Annotated in this window: 14 protein-coding genes and 2 pseudogenes; 10 read left to right on the top strand and 6 right to left on the bottom strand. The window is 68.0% G+C overall.

The window, feature by feature from the left end; genetic code table 11:
* Positions 1–467 precede the first annotated feature (467 nt).
* From BIV25_RS28780 to BIV25_RS28755, 6 genes are all read left to right on the top strand, one after another.
* Entirely contained in the window at positions 468–1763 is a 1296-nt protein-coding gene (locus tag BIV25_RS28780) for an acetyl-CoA carboxylase biotin carboxylase subunit family protein (RefSeq protein ID WP_071375362.1), read from the top strand.
* A gap of 71 nt (positions 1764–1834) precedes the next feature.
* A complete protein-coding gene (locus tag BIV25_RS28775; protein WP_071375361.1) occupies positions 1835–2548 on the top strand; it encodes a 2OG-Fe dioxygenase family protein in 714 nt (237 codons plus the stop codon).
* Positions 2549–2645: 97 nt separating this feature from the next.
* Complete coding sequence (locus BIV25_RS28770) at positions 2646–3944, top strand: MFS transporter (RefSeq protein WP_071375360.1); 1299 nt, start codon at positions 2646–2648, stop codon at positions 3942–3944.
* 18 nt (positions 3945–3962) lie between these two features.
* Positions 3963–5264 (top strand): MFS transporter, encoded by a 1302-nt coding sequence (locus tag BIV25_RS28765; RefSeq protein WP_256256154.1) that lies wholly within the window; start codon positions 3963–3965, stop codon positions 5262–5264.
* Between the two features lie 36 nt (positions 5265–5300).
* Entirely contained in the window at positions 5301–6326 is a 1026-nt protein-coding gene (locus BIV25_RS28760) for a GNAT family N-acetyltransferase (protein ID WP_071375359.1), read from the top strand.
* A 506-nt stretch (positions 6327–6832) separates the two neighbouring features.
* On the top strand, positions 6833–7375 hold the full coding sequence (locus BIV25_RS28755; RefSeq protein WP_143076718.1) for a DUF6368 family protein: 543 nt from the start codon (positions 6833–6835) through the stop codon (positions 7373–7375).
* Positions 7376–7395: 20 nt separating this feature from the next.
* Here BIV25_RS28755 and BIV25_RS49600 read toward each other — a convergent pair whose 3' ends face one another.
* Entirely contained in the window at positions 7396–7905 is a 510-nt protein-coding gene (locus tag BIV25_RS49600; protein ID WP_143076717.1) for a transposase, read from the bottom strand.
* Positions 7906–8813: 908 nt separating this feature from the next.
* Between BIV25_RS49600 and BIV25_RS51390 the strand changes: the two genes are divergently transcribed.
* A complete protein-coding gene (locus BIV25_RS51390; RefSeq protein WP_177235442.1) occupies positions 8814–9521 on the top strand; it encodes a DUF6082 family protein in 708 nt (235 codons plus the stop codon).
* A gap of 55 nt (positions 9522–9576) precedes the next feature.
* Here the strand turns inward: BIV25_RS51390 and BIV25_RS28745 are convergent.
* Together BIV25_RS28745 and BIV25_RS28740 are read right to left on the bottom strand one after the other, a co-directional pair.
* Positions 9577–10220, bottom strand: a pseudogene (locus BIV25_RS28745) (transposase); the annotation flags it as partial.
* Positions 10221–10756: 536 nt separating this feature from the next.
* Complete coding sequence (locus tag BIV25_RS28740) at positions 10757–12046, bottom strand: aromatic acid exporter family protein (protein WP_143076716.1); 1290 nt, start codon at positions 12044–12046, stop codon at positions 10757–10759.
* A 628-nt stretch (positions 12047–12674) separates the two neighbouring features.
* On the opposite strand from BIV25_RS28740, the gene BIV25_RS28735 reads away from it, so the two are divergent.
* The gene (locus tag BIV25_RS28735; protein ID WP_071375355.1) at positions 12675–13379 is read left to right on the top strand and encodes a TetR/AcrR family transcriptional regulator; all 705 of its coding nucleotides are present in this window, start codon (positions 12675–12677) and stop codon (positions 13377–13379) included.
* A 113-nt stretch (positions 13380–13492) separates the two neighbouring features.
* Here BIV25_RS28735 and BIV25_RS54565 read toward each other — a convergent pair.
* Both BIV25_RS54565 and BIV25_RS28730 read right to left on the bottom strand, forming a co-directional pair.
* A pseudogene (locus tag BIV25_RS54565) lies at positions 13493–13777 on the bottom strand (SsgA family sporulation/cell division regulator); the annotation flags it as partial.
* A 353-nt stretch (positions 13778–14130) separates the two neighbouring features.
* The gene (locus BIV25_RS28730; protein WP_071375354.1) at positions 14131–14559 is read right to left on the bottom strand and encodes a hypothetical protein; all 429 of its coding nucleotides are present in this window, start codon (positions 14557–14559) and stop codon (positions 14131–14133) included.
* Positions 14560–14906: 347 nt separating this feature from the next.
* On the opposite strand from BIV25_RS28730, the gene BIV25_RS28725 reads away from it, so the two are divergent.
* Positions 14907–15377: a transposase domain-containing protein gene (locus BIV25_RS28725; protein ID WP_143076714.1), complete on the top strand. Its 471-nt coding sequence runs from the start codon at positions 14907–14909 to the stop codon at positions 15375–15377.
* A gap of 232 nt (positions 15378–15609) precedes the next feature.
* Here BIV25_RS28725 and BIV25_RS28720 read toward each other — a convergent pair whose 3' ends face one another.
* A complete protein-coding gene (locus BIV25_RS28720; RefSeq protein ID WP_071375352.1) occupies positions 15610–16512 on the bottom strand; it encodes a LysR family transcriptional regulator in 903 nt (300 codons plus the stop codon).
* A gap of 99 nt (positions 16513–16611) precedes the next feature.
* Here BIV25_RS28720 and BIV25_RS28715 point away from each other — a divergent pair, with 99 nt between their 5' ends.
* Positions 16612–17358, top strand: coding sequence for an SDR family oxidoreductase (locus BIV25_RS28715; protein ID WP_071375351.1), 747 nt, complete (start codon positions 16612–16614; stop codon positions 17356–17358).
* Positions 17359–17441 lie beyond the last annotated feature (83 nt).

The raw sequence follows: 17441 nt of genomic DNA, 5'->3' as shown, positions 1-17441 counted from the left end.
ATGATTGGCCTCCCGCGACCGGACGGATTTATCGCATCCTCCAAATTTGTCCACAGGCTGAGATTGTCAGTCCCGTGCAGTGCTCCGGCGAGGCGGGCCCGGCTAGGTTCGCCGGACCGAACAGAGCGACATGTGGGGGCACGTTGCGACCGGTCGAGGTTCCGTCCGACACGGGCTGGCCGCCGCTTCCGGGCGGCTGGAATCCGTAACTCATGCTTCCGCTCCCTGTGCCGGCGGAACGCACATCTGACGGCATGCCTGAGCGCCCGACCCGGCGGCCCCGCCAGCGACTCCGCTGGTGTGCCCCTGAACGGGCGCTCACCACATGTGATGAGGCGTCAGAAACCATACGGACCAGGTGCGGTGCCCTCACAGGCGGCCCCGGGCGTGACCCGGGGCGGCAGGTCTGCCGGGAGGCGGACGAAGGCGCCGCCGTAGCCAAGCCCACGATCGAACGGGGATCATCCATGACCGCGTCAGACATCAAGCGCATCGCCTACATCCGCTCGATCCCCATCTCCCGGGCAGGCCCGTACATCCCGGAGCTGGCCCGTACCGTCACCGACGCCGGCCGCGAGGCCAGGATCTTCTACACCGACGGTGACTGTGGCGCCGAGGACTTCCCCGGAGGCAGCTGGGAGAAGCTGCCCGAAGACGCCACCCCCGATCAGATCGTCGAACGCTTGCTGGCCTGGGGCGCCGACGGCGTGGTCTCCCTGTCCTTCCCGGACGAGGCCGGACTGCGTGACGCCGTGGTGAAGGCAAAGCTGGCCGGGCACGGAATCCCCATGGTCTCCAACGGGATCGACCCCTCCCGTCTGCTGGCCGACAAGTGGGAGACCAAGAAGATTCTTGCCGACCACGGCCTGGACACCCCGCAGGGCATCCTCATCGACGGCACGCTGCTGAAGAACGGCGCGGCCGACGTACCGGTGTACGCGGACATCATCCGCCTCAAGGCCGAGGAGATCGGCTATCCGCTGCTCACCAAAGCGGTGTGGGGGAGTTCGGGCAACGGCATCCGCTTCATCCGCGACTCGGCGGAGTTGGAGCAGTACCTGGCCACCCCCGACGAGGGCAACTTCGTCATGGAACGGTGCATCACCGGGGAGCTGTGCACGGTGGAACTGGTGGGTGCGGACGGCCAGTACGCGGTCCAGCCGCTCTGCTTCACCGGTCCGACCGGCGGCAAGCCCACGTTCGCTTTCTGGGAACTGCGGTCCTCCGCACCCCGGGACGCTGACGACGCGGCGTTCGAGCCGGTGGCGGAGAAGCTGAAGCAGCTCTGCACCACCCTCGGCATCACGGGTGTGATCAACCTGGACATCATCTACAGCGGCGGCACGTACTACGTGCTGGAGATCAATCCCCGGGTGTCCGGCGCCACCGCGCTCGGGGTGGCGGCCTCCGGCTGCAACACCTACGTGAGCATGACCGAGATCCTGCTGGGCCGGTGGAAGGCCCCGGCCACGCCGGTGCTCCCGCGGCGCCGCTGGTCGCTGGAGTTCCCGGTCAACAACGTCACTGACATCTTCGTCAAGGAAGCCGAACAGGTCCTCGACGTCGTCCAGATCACCCCCACGCTGGTGGTCGGCGGCCGCGAGTACGGCGGCCTGATGATCGCCTCCTGCGAGTACGGCGCCGAGACCGCCTTCCTCCGGCAGATCACGGCCCTCGACGCCGGCCACCACGTCCTCTCGCCGGAGATGCTCGGGCAGCTCGGGGAACTGCTCACCGGTCTCGCCGCGCAAGCCGTCCGCTGACGGTCCCCTGACCGCCGGAGCAGCGGAGACAGCACCTCCAGCGCCGCCCCACACGAAAGGCCCCTCGCACCATGCGCGAGCCGTACGTCCACCTGCCTGCCACCGAGATCCTTGAGTCCCTCGACGCGTTCAGCGAGACCGAGATCAAGCAGCTTCGCGGATCCTGGGAAGGCCTGCCGGTCGACCGCTTCATGAAGGACGGCGCGGGCTACCGCCGTCGCCGCTACAGCGAGTTCCACCTGAACCGCGCGGGGCTGGTCCGCGCCCCGCACGGCGCCTTCCGGCAGTCCCTTGCCGTCAACCCCCTGCACGGAGGGGTGTCCCGGGAGTTCGAACCCATCGAGCCGGAGGTGGCCGAATCCCCGCTGCTGGGGGCCCTCGTCCGGACACTGGTCACCCGGCTCCCCGGCACATTCGACACCGCCACCGGCGCCATCGGCATCCACCAGATCCGCATCATCGCGTCCCGCGACGGCAACAGACTCCCCGCGCCCGAGGGCATCCACGAGGACGGCCACCACTTCGTCGCCCAGATGCTGATGCTCCGCAAGGACGTGGAGGGCGGTGTCTCGCATGTGTACGACCGGAACAAGGCCCCGCTCTACACCACACTGCTCACCGAACCGTTCGAGACAGTCATCATCGACGACCGGCGGGTGTTCCACGGCGTGTCGGCCGTGGAAGCAGTCGGGGACATGCCCGTCGGCGTCCGGGACATGATGCTCGTCGACTTCTTCCCGCGTGCCGCCGGCGCGGTCGGCGAGACCGCTCGGGCGGCGGCGTGAGCAGGCCCCGGCGCCCGGCCGCGACCAGCACGGCGTGCGCGGACGGCTGTGGCGTCCGGCCCCGCTCCCCGCGCCGCCTTGAGCCGCGTGGCCGGCGATGACCGGACGGAACCTGCTGGAGAAGTGGGGCCTTCCCGACACGAAGGGGCACGGCCGCTTCGTCTCGGCGAACATCCTGGACAGCCTCGGCAATGGGCTCGTCCTGGCTTTCACCGTCATCTACTTCACCACCACGACGTCGCTGTCTCTCGGCTCCATCGGCGCCGCGCTCTCGGCCGGGCAGTTCCTCGCGCTGCCCACGGCGGTCGTCGCAGGCCCGCTGACCGACCGGTTCGGACCCCGCAAGGTGGTGATCGCCGCCAACATGATCTCGGCCGCCGGATTCTCGGCCTTCCTCGCCGCGGACTCCGTGGCGAAGATCATCGTGGTGCAGTTCGTCGTCCAGGCCGGATCCAGCGCCTACTGGACGTCGAGCCGTGCCCTGGTGCTGCTCGCCGCCCGCGGTGACGACCAGGCCCGGTGGTTCGGTTTCATCAGCGCGCTCCGGAACGTCGGCGGAGGTTTCGGGGTCGTCGTCGCGTCCGCAGCCCTCGCGATGGACCACGGCGGCGTCCGAGCACTGGTCGTGGCCAACGCGCTGACCTTCGTGGTCACCGCGTGCCTGATGGCCGCCTGGCGTCCGGACGCCGAGCAGAGCGCGCCGCACCAAACCGGTGCGACCCGCCGCGGCGGCTACGCAGCCGTGTTGCGCGATCTGCGTTACATGCGGCTGGCCGTGGCCAACCTCGCCTTCGTACTCGCGGCGAGCGTGCCACCGGTACTGCTCGCCGTCTACACCACCGAAGCGCTCCACGCCGCGCCTTGGTCGGTGGGCGCCTGCATCGTCGGCAACATGGTGCTGGTCGCTCTGGTGCAGACGCTGGTGGCCCGTCTGATCGAGCATCGGTCCCCGACACGGGTGCTGGCCCTGGCCGCTGTGGTCAACGCCGTGGCCTTCGCCGTCTTCGGGGTGCTGCTCGCCGTTCCGGGCTGGGCGGTGTCCACCGGTCTGCTCCTGGCGATGGCGGTGTTCACGGTTGCCGAGATGCTCAGTCTGCCGACGAGCAGTGAACTCAGCGCCTCCCTGGCACCCGAGCACATCCGCGGCCGCTGTCTCGGCGTCTTCCAGCTCTCCTGGAGCCTGGGAAACGCGCTTGCCCCCGCTGTACTCACCCTGCTGCTGGGGCAGGGACCTGCCTGGCCGTGGGTGGCCCTCGGCGCGGTGAATCTGCTGGCGGTGCCGGCGGTGCTGAGCTTGGGGGACCCCGCACCGCGAGAAGCCGGATCGCAGGACTCCGTACCGCCGCAGGCGACGCCGGCCGAGCCCGTACGGCAGGACCCGGCGTCCGCCCCGTGATGACTGGAAGGTGAAGACGTGTCAGTGAGGCGTTCCGCCCCAAGAGTTACGCAGATCGCGGGTCCCGCGCTGCCCGCGATCTCCTTCGCGGCGCGGCTGCCTGCCGCGATCTGCCCCATCGGCACTCTCCTGATGCTGACCGAGCTCAAGGGCATCGGCGCCGCCGGAGTCGCGGCCGGGATGCTGTGGTCCGGACAGGCTGTCGGCGGCCCCGTCCTCGGGCGCTGCGCCGACCGTCGCGGCCACCGCCCGGTGATCCTGGTCGCATCCCTGGCGAATGCGGCGGCCATCGCCCTCTTCGTCGCGTCGGCGCTCACCGCGATGCCGTTCGCCGTGCAGGCCGCACTTGCCGGCGCCGTCGGCCTCACCGTGCCGCAGATCGGTCCGCTCTCCCGCACCCGGTGGATCGTCCTGACCGAACCCCGAGACGACCAAGACCAGGCGGTTGCAAGGGAGTTGACCCGCCGCGCGCTCTCGTTCGACACCTCCGTCGATGAAGTGAGCTTCATGGCAGGCCCGGCGCTCGCGGGCGTGATGGTGGTCCTGATCGCCCCGGAGGCCGGACTCGTCCTGGCCGGACTGCTCATCGCTGTCTTCGGGACGCTCTTCGCACTGCATCCCACCGCGCCGGCCGGAACACCCGCCGAAGCCGCCTCCCAGGCGAAGCTGCTGCACCCCGCGTTGGTCGTGCTGTTCGGCATGGCGCTGCTCCAGGGCATGATCTGGGGAAGCGCCAACGCGGGCACCAGCGCACTCTCCGACCACCTCGGCAACACCGGCATGGCCGGATTCGTCTGGGGAGCCATGGCCGTGACCAGCTCACTTGCCGGACTGCTCATCACCGTCCGGCCGGTCGCCCTCGAACTGACGCTCCAGCTCCGCATCGCCATCACGGCGCAGGCCGTCCTGCTGCTGCCGCTGCTCGCCGTGGGCGGTTTCCCCGGCGCAACTGCCGCTGTCGCAGGCATCGGACTGGCCGTGGCTCCCCACCTCACCGCACTCTTCAGCCTTGCGGAGCAGGTCGCCCCGCTGGAGCGCATGGGGGAGGCCATGGCTTTGCTCGGCAGCGGCTTGATCGTCGGTCAGGGAATCTCGGCGCTGGCAGCAGGGCAGTTGGCCCAGCACTTCGGGCCGGCCGGATACCACAGCGCCTTCGTGCTCACCTGTGCTTCCGGAGCCGTGGCCGTCGCCGTCGCATGTGCGTTCGTACGTCCCGGGATCTTCGCCCGTCGCACCGTCGGCGCATCGCCGACGGAAGCAACCGACAGCGCCGAATCGGTACCGGCATCCGCTTCCACGGCCACCCCCACGTCCCACTGATCGCGGGCACACTCGCCGCCCGGAAGGAAGCCCACCGTGATCCTCAGTCTGGTCCGCGACATCATGGACGTTCCTGCCGCCTCCTGGGACGCGCTGGCCGAGCACGCGGGCTTCTATCTCTCCCACCAGTGGCTCGCCGCCCAGCAGCACGACCCGACCGCCGAGGTCCACTACGCCCTGGTCCACGACGACGGCCGGCTCGTCGCCGCGGCACCGCTGTACGTGGTCAGGACCGAACCCAACGACCTCTACCGCGTCCACGAACTCCTCCCCGGCCGCACACCGGCCAGAACCCTCCTCGCCGGAGCCCGCCGCGGTTACCTCAACGCCCCGCTCCTCCACCACGGCCTGGCCCCTGGCCCGCGGCGAGCAGCGCTTGACGCACTCGTGGCGGCGGCCAGGTCGCTCGCCGCCGTCCACCAGGCCCAGCCATGGTGGCTGTACGTCTCCGACACGGCCGCCGCCGAACTCGCCGACGCCTGCGGCACCAAACCCTTCCAGCTCAACGAGGACGCCCGTATCCCACTGCCCGGCACCTCCTTCGACGACTACCTCGCCGTTCTGCCCCGCAAGCGGCGCACCGCCATCCGACGCGAACGCCGTGCCTTCGCCGAGGCCGGATACGAACTGCGCACCCTCCGCCTCTCCGAATGCGCGGAATCCGCCGGCGCCTTGGCTGCTCAGCTCCAACAACGCCACGGCCACCTGGCCGACCCCGCCGTCATGACCCGTCTTCTCCAGGACCAAGCCGACAACATGGCCGGCACCGACATCGTCCAAGCCGCCTACGCCGAGGGTCGTATGGCCGCGTTCAGCCTCTTCTACCACCACGCCAACACCCTTTGGCTCCGCTCCACCGGCTACGACTACCCCGGACTCCGTGGTGCCCACGAGTACTTCAACATCGCCTACTACCTCCCCATCACCCACGCCTACGCCCGCGGCGCCACCGCCCTCCACCTCGGAATGGAATCACTCCACGCCAAATCCCTGCGTGGCGCGGTCATTTCACCACTGTGGGCGGTGGAGGGGGGAGTGCCCGGACAGGGGTGTACATCCTGAATCAGCAAAGGTTGTCAACAAGGCCGGGAGCTGGTCATCTCCCTGGCATGGCGGGGGCATACGTGCTGAGCCGGTGCTGATGGTCGCGGTGTACTGCGTCCAGGGAAGTGGTGTGGCGATGTGGAGTGCACGACTTCGCAGGTCACAGCCACCGACAGGTGCCAACGCCCGAGCAGAGGCCGCTCCGACGGCTGGGAACGGCATTTACACCACCCGAGGGATTTCGACGGTGCTCGCCGAGCAAGCGGTCGCCGTAGCGAGGTGGACCGGATTCCTCGGGGCACCATCAGGTTGCCGGGACGCGGCGGCCGTGTCCGCCGCGGTGCCGGCGGGAAGCAGACTTGGGTGTTGGAGCAGGAAGCAAGAGACTGAGATGCCGTGCGGCAGTCCCTAGGGTGCCTGCCATTGGCTACGTAGGTCAGAACGGGCTCTGGCTCAACTTCTGTGACGCCTCACGCTACGTAATCAGTTGGGTGCCGCATTGCCAAGTGGCTAGGCTCCGGGCCATGAGTGGACCGGTCCTGGTGATCGAGTTGGCAGAAGCTGTGCCGAGCGCTGCGATCCAGCGGCTCCGGGAATTCCTTGTCCGCGCCTCGGCGCGCTTCGAGGAGAAACGAGTCGGCGAGTACGACCTCAACATTCACGCGGAGAGCCTCGGGATCACGGACACGGGCGGCATCGACGAACGACGGCCTGTCATGGTTTCTCTGATGGGTCCCGGCGTCGGTGACGAGGCCATCTTCGAGGCTGAGCACGCCGACGAAGTCGACCAGCAGCCCCTCATCGGCTTCACCCCGACCCACGCTGTCGACGTAATCGCCCTGTGCAACAGGCCGGTCGACCACGTAGTGACGGCCCTGCTGACCGCCGCCGTCATGGACATCATTGGCGGCGCCGCCAACGCCGAGCTGCGCGATGACCAGGTGCCGATCGTTGCTGGCCTTCCGGGCATCGTCGCAAAGACGACAGATCCATGGCCTGCTGTGTACGGCACAGCGGAATTCCTCAGAGCGTGGGCCCGACAACCCGAGTTCCGGCTCTTGGAGTAGCCGTAAGTCATCCGGTCCGTTCAGGCCAGTAGTACGCGTTTCCGCAACAACTCAAAGCCAGCGCGGCCGAACATCTGGCGCTTGAACATCTTGATCCGGTTGACATGCCCCTCGACGACGCCCGAGTTCCAAGGAATGGAGAGTCCGGCGACGACTGTGTCCTGATCGCGTTCGAGGCCGTTGGCGAAGCCGTGCAGGCCGGGTAGGTCATCAGCACGACCAGCCGCGACCCCCTCCCGGATGAGGTGCCCGGCGGGGGCCTCCAGCTCAGGACAGTGGGCGAGGGCGATCTTCATCTGCAGCTGGGCTTCGTCGGGCAAGGCGTCGGGATGCGTGAGGATCCAGCTGCTGACGGTCCGTGCCGAGGGTGGCCGGATCGCGGGAGTACGCGGAACCGTCCGGAGTGGACGAAGGTAGTCGCGTACCGCGGCGTATCCGCCGCGGTAGCCGCGATCGGTGATCTCCTCCCAAAGCTTCCAGGCGTTGGTGCAACCGTCTTCCCAGCGCTGGTGGAGGTAGGACTTGAACATGTCCAGCTTGGTCGGGTGGTCTTGCCACTGGCCTTGGAAGAGCGCCTCTGGAGTCCTGGCGTGGGCGAATCGCTGCACGGTGCTGAGACCCATACCCAGCTGTCGGGCGATCGACCTTCAGCTGTGGCGGGCTTCGAGTGCAGCGTGGTCCTGGGCATTTCGTGCACGGGTCCGGTCCGAGGGCGACGTCGTCGATGGCCAGCACGCGCGGAACGCGCAGTGGCGGCGCCGCCCTGGGCATGAACATGCGCAGGGCGGTCGAGCGGGAGATGGCGCAGGCCGGCACACAGGAGAGACGGGCGCCCGCCTGGCCCGCTAACTCCATGACGACGGACCCGAGTTGGTCGGCCAGGCGTTTCGCGCGACGCTGATAGCGCTCCGCGACGCCGGGAACCTCCTCGCGGAGGGTCTGTCGCGGGCAGCCGAGCACCGGGCAGACCAGGCGCCGGATGCGCACCGACGCCACGACTCGCAGTCCTTCCACCGGCACGTCCGCGCCCCCCGTCCGTGGAAGCCATGCACCCGCCCCGTGAACTGCCTACACACCGGGCACGGCGCCGGATCATCCCGGGTCCGAGCCGTCCCCCGGGTCAGCTCGCCCTCGTGCGTCACGCCCTCGACGACGAGGGCCGACAGTCCAGAAGACACCACACCCACGATCTCGTTGACATCCTGCACACCAAAGGGCTGTCCCGTAAATGATCTGCCAGGTGGCGCGGCTGTGGGCTGCCCGGCTGTCCGTCGAGGGGGAGGTTGTGCGGGCGGGCGGTGTTCGGCACGGCGGCTGGAAGTAGGCTGCCTCAGGCTCGGCCTAGCCACTGGGGCAGGCTCGTCTGGGGGTGATTCACCTGATAGTTCGTCATGGGTCCGCTGCTGTGGCATCGGCGGCCCGCCGAGTCGGCAGAGCCTTGGGGCTGGTCGCCGCTGCTGCGGTTGCGCTGACAGTGGTGCTGTTGTCGCCTTTCGTGCTGGAGGAGCTCTCGGGCTCCAAGGGTGTGGACTGGAACCGACTGAGTCAGATCGGCGCTGCGTACGGCTTCACGTCGGCGATCGTCTCGGCGCTGGCCCTGGCCGGCGTCGCAGTCTCCCTGGTCGTCCAGAACCGGCAGGCCAAGGCGGAGCAAGTCCAGGGGATCCGCAGCTACTACCTTGAGCTGGTCCGGCCGGAACTTGACGACATGGCGCTCTTCCAGCCCGTTTGGGGTGACACGGACATCGTCGATCCCCACGCGCAGAAGCGGCATGTCTATGCCGACCTCATGATGAACTACGCCTGGATGGGCTTCGAGATCGGGACCATTCGGGAGAGTCTGCTGCGGGACATGCTCGCCGGGATGTTCACCGGAGAGGCGGGACGGCATTACTGGAGCCGGGCTCACACCTCGTGGATCGCCAGTTCGTCCGGAAGCCGTGTCGGTCGTCGCTTCCTGGCCATTGTGGGCGAGGAGCACGCTCGCGCTGTCGCTTCCGGACCACCGACTCGCTCACCCCTCGCTTCCCCTCCGCCTGCCGTGCCCGTCGCGGGGGCGTCGCCCGCGTTGCGGACATCGGTCGGTGCCCTGATCGGTCTAGGCGCCGGCCTGGCGCTCGGATCGCTGCTGCGCGGCCGACGCTAGGGGTGTCCAGCAAATGATCTACGGAGTGAGGACTGACCAGCCCGTTTCTCCGTGATCCGGCCAGGGTGAGGCTGTGCAGGCGGGCGATGCCGAACATGGCGTGGTGGATGCCGTCGCCTTTCAGGCGGCAGTCGCGGAGGATGTTCCACCCCTTGATGCGGGCGAAGACGTGGTCGACGCGGGCGCGGACCTTGCGGCGGGACGCGTTGTGTTCCTCTTTCCAGGCCGGGAGTTCGGCCCGGCCGCGCTCACGGCGGTGCGGGATGACCAGGACGGTTCCCTGGTAGCCGCCGTCTGCGATGACCGTGGTCCTGCCCACGGCATCCTTCGCGCCGGACGGATCTCACGCCTTTCAGCCATTGCGGTTGCCGGGCGGCGACCGGCCGACAGCAACCACGAGTCGCGTGTCGGCATCGACGCCGACTTGGTGGTTGGTCGAGTACCGGTGGCCTTTCGGCTGCTGGGCGATGGTGTGGACGCGGGTAGGGACCAGGGTTCCGTCCACGATCAGTACGGCGTCCTTGCGGAACCTCCTGCGCGGCAGGACCGCGAGCGGCGGGCCGAGATGGTCGCGCGGTGGGCTGCGGAAGACTTCGAGATGCCGTACAGCGAAGCGAGCTGCCGCAAGGTTGGATTCGTCCGGCAGCACGCAGCCACCGGCAACAACCAGTACTGCAGCGGCAGGTTCCACGGCCGGCCAGACCAGCCACAGCAAGGTCGTCTCAAAGACCAACGCTGTGGAACGATGATCGGCATGGCAGGTCAGGTATGGGTGTCACTCATATCGTTGGGCGGCGATGTCCTCGGCGGCGTGTTGTCCTGCCCCGTTCAGCACAGGACTCGGCGATCAGCTGCACGTGCCGAACAGCGACGGCAGCGGATCGCATTGTCGGAGACCGACGGGCGGAACGGCTGGCGCTGCTGGAGCGGTTCATCGAGGTATCGGCAGAGGCGGAACGCTGCGCTCACGCCTTCTCGTCGATCGCTCCGGGCGTACGCAGATGCGCCCAGGACTTCATCCTCGTCTGCGATGACGGCAACATCCGTCTTCTGATGCTCCACTGGACATCTTGGGAAAGCAACTCGGCCTGCCCGCCGTGGAACTGACCGAGTCCTGCACAACGGGCGCGCTCGGCGGGGTACTTGATCGCTCGCTGCAGACACTGCGGTCGTACGCCGAGGGTAGGTTCTTGCGACACGACCAGTGGGCTCGGCTGACGGACACCGGTCCGACATCACCCGACTGTGCACTCACCCCGGGTTGAGCGGGGTGTGGGTGACACGTCGTGCCAGATGTTCAAGCGGATCGTCGAGTGCGCGCCGGGAACGTCGGCGATCGCAGCCGCTCGTGTTTCTTGAGGCGGCTTGATGCTGTTGTCGAGGTCGGTAAGGAGACGCTCGGCATCAGTGACCAGCGATCCATAGACGTGCCACGCGCCCAGCTTGCCCCATGCCCCCCGCTCGATGAGATCGGTCATTGTGGCGTGCCAGGCCAACATGCGATGGATCGCTGTTCGCAATTGCCGGCGGGCGTCGGTTGGCGCTGAGCAGGCCGCCGTCCCGGCAGCGGCATACGTGGTGAACACCTGTCCTGCCAACTCAAGTGCCTCCCCGTATCGGACGGCGAAGCCGTGCGTCAGGCCGTCGAACGCGTCGCGGTCGACGTGGTCGGCCAGAGTCCTGGCGATGCCGCGCACCTGAAACGAGGCCGTGTGGAGAACTTCCAAGGCGTATGCGTCGACCGGCGACATGGGCTGCCGGTGCGCGGCTGTCCGTGCGTTCCAGCGCAGACTCTCCGCTGCCTTCTGCACCTCCTCACGAGCGTCCGCGGCTTGCTGCTCCAGGTCACGTGCCCTATCCAGCCAGGTATGCGCGTGGCTCGGAGACAGTCCTTTCCCCAAGGATTGGCCCATGTCCTGCAGTAGCGTGCCCGTGCAGCGCGCCAGACTGCGCACGGCGGCATCAGACTCGCCGAGGTATGTCGGCGGGAGGATCAAGGCATTCACCGCGACTCCCACCGCAGCGCCGGTGAGGGTGGAGACCGCCGGGAGGACCACATGTCCGACCGGAGCTGCGGCGGCAGCCGTCAGGGTGATCACCGCAGTTGATGCGACTTGGAGCCGGTCCTCGCCGTTGCGGCGCCCGCCGGTGAGCAGTACCACCGTCAGGACGGCCACGATGGCCCCCGAGGTGGCCCCCAGTAGCCAGGCAGCGACAACAGCCAGGGAGACCCCCGACACCTGGATTGCCACCCTTCGCACAGCATGGACCACTGAGCTGTACACCGTGGACGCATTGACCATGACCAGTGCAGAGGCCACGCCCAGGAACTGTTGCTGCCCTGGCAGCCACAGGGCGATGAGCTGCCACGTGAGCACGGCCGCGATCAGGCTTTTCACTCCATGGCGCAGGAGGTGATCATCCTCGCTCGCACGGATCGCACTGATCCGTCGCGATACTGCCGGCCAGACCCGCGGTATTTCTGCTGCGCGTCCGTGTCGCCAGCCAAGGAGAATATGATCCATATGTAGGAGAATGTCATATTTAGTCCTTGGCTTCAGTGGCGTGCTTCACAGCATCCGCTTGGGTGGGAAATTGTGCAGACAGGCGGTCCGCAAGTCCTGTAGATCGGCAGCCATCGCCGTAGCCGCTGGGCCGGCTCGCCAGGCGTGAGCCGCAGGTGCGGGTTCGGCGCATGCGCGCCGATGGGCTCGCGGGATCCGGACTGGCTGTCCCCGCAGCTGGAGATGGTGAGGCAGGGGAGGGTGAACGTTGTCGGGAGTACGGCGTGAGCCTGAAGGGACGCGGCGCCTGTTCGATGTGCTGCGCGTAGGTGTGCAAAGGTCGCCGGATCAGGCGGCCGCCCGGTCGCCGCGGCTCCTCGCTGTCGCTGAGGGCCTCCTCGGTCGGTCGTCGCATGGGGTGACTGGTGGGGCGCCCCCGTTTGTGTGTCTGCCACGCCTTCGGCGTGCTCCGAAGATGTCCGGGCCGCGTCTTGGGCGTGCTGGCTCGCTTCCGGGCTGCCGGTGTATTCCAGTCCGGGAGGAGGTGCCGTGCGGCCTGAGGCCGCCCCCCGACCTGCTCGGGCTGCGTCCGTGCCGTGAGTGGGGTCACATCCTGAATTCGAGGGGTGCCTCATGTTAGCCTCGATGCATGAACCACCAGCCTGTTCCGCCTGCGCCTCCAGCGCCGGCCAAACCGTTGCGCCGCGACGCGCAGCGCAACAGGGACGCGATCGTGGCCGCCGCGCGCAAGGCCTTCGCAGAGCAGGGCCTGGAAGCCTCCCTGGAGGGTGTGGCCCGTGAGGCAGGCGTCGCGATCGGGACGCTCTACCGGCACTTCCCCCGCAGGCTCGACCTGATCGAAGAGCTCTTCACTGCGAAGTTCGCGGACCTGCTGGCCGTCGCCGAAGAGGCGGCGGCCATGGACGACGCCTGGGAAGGCTTCTGCCGCTACCTGGAAAAGCTCTGCGAACTGCAGGCCTGTGACTGCGCCTTCAACGACCTGGTCTCGGCCCGGCTGCCTGTTCACACATTCGGCAGCGGAATGTATGAACGCACGAAAGAACGGGCCGCTCAGATCTTCCACAACGCCCAGGAGCAGGGCGCCCTCCGCGAGGATGCCACTCCGGCCGACCTCGCTTTCGTCATCTGGTCCCAGGCCGGGATCATCGAGGCCACGCGTGCCGTCGCCCCCAACGCCTGGCGCCGCCACCTGCACCTGCTACTCGACGCCTTCCGCGCCGAGCGCGCCCACGAACTGCCCGAGCCTCCGCTGACCCCGCAGCAGTTCGACCAGACCCTCACCACTGTCGAGTGCCCCGAAGAGGAATGCGGCGAGTGCCACGAGGAGACGTGAGCCGCGGCGGATGAGATCGCCGGGGGCCTCGACATCCGGCGAGGCGTTCGGTTTTCCGCCAGCAGTTGTGCCAGCTCGGCGTTCAGGTCGAGTCGGCTGGATTCGGCCCCTGACGGCACCACGGACCGTGTCTCGCGCAGGAAGGATTCCACGCCCTGTGCGGGGAACTCGAGCAGGGCCGATCCCGCGGGCGAGAGGAGAGCGACGAACAACGCCTCGCGTCCCGGTTCGCCGGCCGGCCACATGTACACGTCTCCATGCCCGGTGTGCTCGCTCAGAGCCTGGGCCAGCATGTCGCGACTGAAGAACCACTCGGCTGTTTCACCCTCGCCCGGCGAGTGGAAGACGGCACGGACGGCATAGGGATCGTCCGCCTCGTATCGCAGTGCCACCCACATCGGCACCGACAGGTCGTGGGACACGACAAGCTGCACGGGCAGGTCGTACGCCACGGTTCTGACCGATCTCACTTTCCCTCACTCCCACATGCCTGTTCACCCGGCACTGTGATCGTCCCCCGCGTGCCTCGAGGCGCGGGACATGGCGGCACCGCCGGTGCAACCGGAAGCGTCGGAGGACGACGGCAGCGCACGCGGTTCCCACGTGTCGGCCGTGTTCGGCCAGGGTGCGATGTCTTCGGACCAGGCCTGATGCCGGCTCGGCGAGCGGTCGGTTTGACGAGTCGCAACGACGCGATCCCCGGCCATGCCGTTGCGACTCGTCAAACTGACCGTTACGGCCTGCGGTCGCATCAGCGCTGGTGGAGATACCAGGCGACCTGGTCCAGATACCAGCGGTCGCCGCCAACGCCGTACCACGTCGTCGCCTCATGCCAACGGTGCCCGTCCCAGACGAACAGGTGGCGACCGTCCCATCGTTCTTCCCGCATGCGGGAGTGGCGCCGGTCGTCGTGGTGGCCCTGGCGGTTGTCGTTTGTGTGCCAGCCTCGGGGCGCGCCCCAGCTGTCGCCCTGTGCCCCGTGGTGACCGCCCGCGTATGCGTCCTCGCGCTGGCCGTCATGGTTGCCGCCGGTAGTGAAGGCGGCGATCGCGGACCGGGTGTGCTCTAGGGGCTGCGGGGCCGTCGCCGCCGACGCCGAGCCGCCGGCTCCGAGAAGGGCTCCGCCTGCCAGGGCCGTAGAAGCAACAGCGATCGAGATGCGCCTGATCCACCTGTTCATAGTCATTTCCTCGTGATGTGCCGCGATTCCGCCGATGTGGCGGCCGCTGTCATGTCCGTGGTGTGTGGTCCGGAATTCCGGATCAGCCGGGTGCCGAACCGTGGAGGACATCCGGAGGGGATCCTCATGTTCGGCTCTGCCCAGAGTACCCGAGGGGGGCCTCATGTTTATGGTGAAGGCCATCACAGCACGTCGGAAGGGGGGACTGACACGAGCGGCGCGAACACGGGCGAGACGGCGGGCCCTGGGTCTGACCTGCTTCGGCGGACATCCGGGATCAGGGATTGAGTGAAGCTTCCCCAAGGCCGGGTAGTTAGCCGCCGTCGCTGGCGAACATCATCCGTACCGTGACTGTGGCCGCGGGGCGATTCGCGCCCGGCCATCTGGGAGAACTGACGCCGATCATGCCGTTCGAGCTGGTCGATGCGGTCTTGTCGGAGACTCGGTTCATGCAGTGGAGGCTGCGTGATCTGCCCTCACGGGTCGGCGTCTACTTCCTGTTGGCGGTGTGCCTCTTCCCTGAGATCGGCTACCGGCTGGTGTGGGACAAACTGGCGGTCGGCCTGTCGGGGATTTTGGTTGTCCGCCCGAGCACGAAGGCGCTCCGCGATCTGCGCCGCAGGCCGGGCAGCGCGCCGGTGCGGAGGTTGTTCGAGGTGCTGGCGCGGCCGTTGGCCCGCCCGACCACGTCGGGGATGTGGTTCGGCTCGCATCGGACGGTGTCGTTCGACGGCTGCAGCTCGATCAAGGTGCCTGGCTGCGAGCGCAACCGGGGCTGGCTGAGGCGGTGGCACGCTCACCGTGATCCGTGCCGATGACAACTGACACATGTCCGTCGCGGTGAATCTGGGGAGATGGAACACGTTCGACTCCGTCGGTAAGCCGCAATCCCTGTCCGCTCGGTGGCGTACTTGCGTGGAGATCCACGGCTGACGGACCGGATGGGAAATCGGCGGAGTCGGGCCCACACCGACCGGGAGCGGTCGACAGCCCCGCTGACCGTGCAGCGCGGCGACAGCCATGTGGAGCACCTTGCAGAGGCAATGGGGGTCAGCTGACCGGCAGTTCGTCATTCTCCCGTCGGGAGGCAGCGCCGAGCAGTGCACGTGCGACGTCTTCCAGTGGTGCGAGCAGAGGGTTGGGGTCGTCAGCACGGGTGACGAGTACGACCTCGCAGGGATCGATGTCGATGACCGGCACCAGGGCGATGTCCTCGCGCACGGTGGCGCGTTGATCGCCGGCAGGGAAGATCGCGACACAGTGGCCGGTGGCGATGAGTTCCAGCTTGTCCTCGTAGCTGTCGTCGATCGCGGGCGGGGGTGGTGCCGGGCGGTCGCCGACCGCCTTGGGCGTGCTCCAGACGACCGGAGTGCTGACGCAGGCCACCAGTTCCTCGTCCGACAGAGCCCGCAGGCTGACAGTCTTCTCTTTCGCCAGATGGTGGCTGGCCGATGTGACGAGAACCCGCGGTTCCTCATGGAGTTTGGTCACCCGGAAGTGGTCCGTGGGGAAGGGCAGGGGTCTGTACGCGACGAGGGCGTCGACCCGCCCCTCGGCGAGGGCGTTCGTGTCCCGCCAGTCGAGGTGCCGGGTGCGGACCTGGCCGTCGGGGTGCCGGCGGCGCAGTTCCTGCACGCAGGCGGTGATGACCAGTCCTTCGGCGTAGCCGATGGTGATGGTGCGGGGCTGGGCGGCTGCTCTCGCCGTGCGAGCGGCTCGCTCGGCCTCCTGGAGCAGGATCCGGGCTCTGGGCAGGAAGGCCTGACCGGCGTCGGTGAGGCTGCTGCCCTGCGGCGAGCGGTCGAAGAGCCGGACACCGAGCTGAGCTTCCAGTCGCTGGATCTGGCGGCTCAGCGACGGCTGCGCCAGGTGCAGTCTGGTGGCGGCCCGGCCGAAGTTGCCGTGCTCCGCCACGACCGTGAAATAGCGCACGAGCCGCAGATCGACGTCCATTCGCCCAGGGTACGTCGCGTGTCGTCATACGCCTGGGACATGACGGCATACGGAACAGGTCTTGGACAGGGCGCATGGGTGGATATTTGGCTTGAGGGCATGACCACTTATGACGGCAAGAAGATCGTGATCACGGGTGGAAGCAGCGGTATCGGCCTGACTACGGCCCGGCTGTTCGCGGACGGTGGGGCGCGCGTACTGATCACCGGCCGGACCCGATCCACCCTGGACGCCGCGCTGGAGCAGTTGGGGAACGAGGCGATCGCCGTCCGCAGCGACGCCGCGCACCTGAAGGACATCGAGGCGCTGGCCGGCACGGTCCAGGAGCGGTTCGGCTCGGTGGACGCGCTGTTCGTCAACGCCGGTGTCACTGCGTCCGCGCCGTTCGAGTCGACGACGGAGGAGATGTACGACGCGTTGTTCGGCATCAACACCAAGGGCCCGTACTTCACGGTGCAGGCGTTGGCGCCGCTGTTGCGCGAGGGAAGCGGCGTGGTCCTCACCACGTCGGTGGTGAACGTCCTGGGCCTCGACGCGCTCAGTGTCTACTCGGCGAGCAAAGCAGCCCTGCGGTCGATGACGCGCACCCTGGCCCGCGAGCTGCTGCCGCGCAAGGTGCGCGTCAATGCCGTGAGCCCCGGCCCGATCGACACCGGCATCCTGGACCGTACCTCGCTGCCCGCCGACGTCGTCGAGACGATGAAGGACACCTACCGGAGCACCAACCCCATGCAGCGGCTGGGGACGGCCGAGGAAGTGGCCGCCGCGGTGGCGTACTTGGCGTTCGGGGCGACCTTCTCGACGGGAACGGAGTTCCCTGTCGACGGAGGGGCTTCGCAACTCTAGGTGCTCCGACCGCATGGGTTCACCGGTCGTTCAGGGCGTGGCGGCAAGGGGGGGCGTCCGCCTCAGCGGATGTCCCTCTCGCT

It is taken from the genome of Streptomyces sp. MUSC 14 (assembly GCF_001866675.1).
Lineage (GTDB): Bacteria > Actinomycetota > Actinomycetes > Streptomycetales > Streptomycetaceae > Streptomyces.
This window is presented reverse-complemented; position numbering and strand designations above follow the sequence as displayed.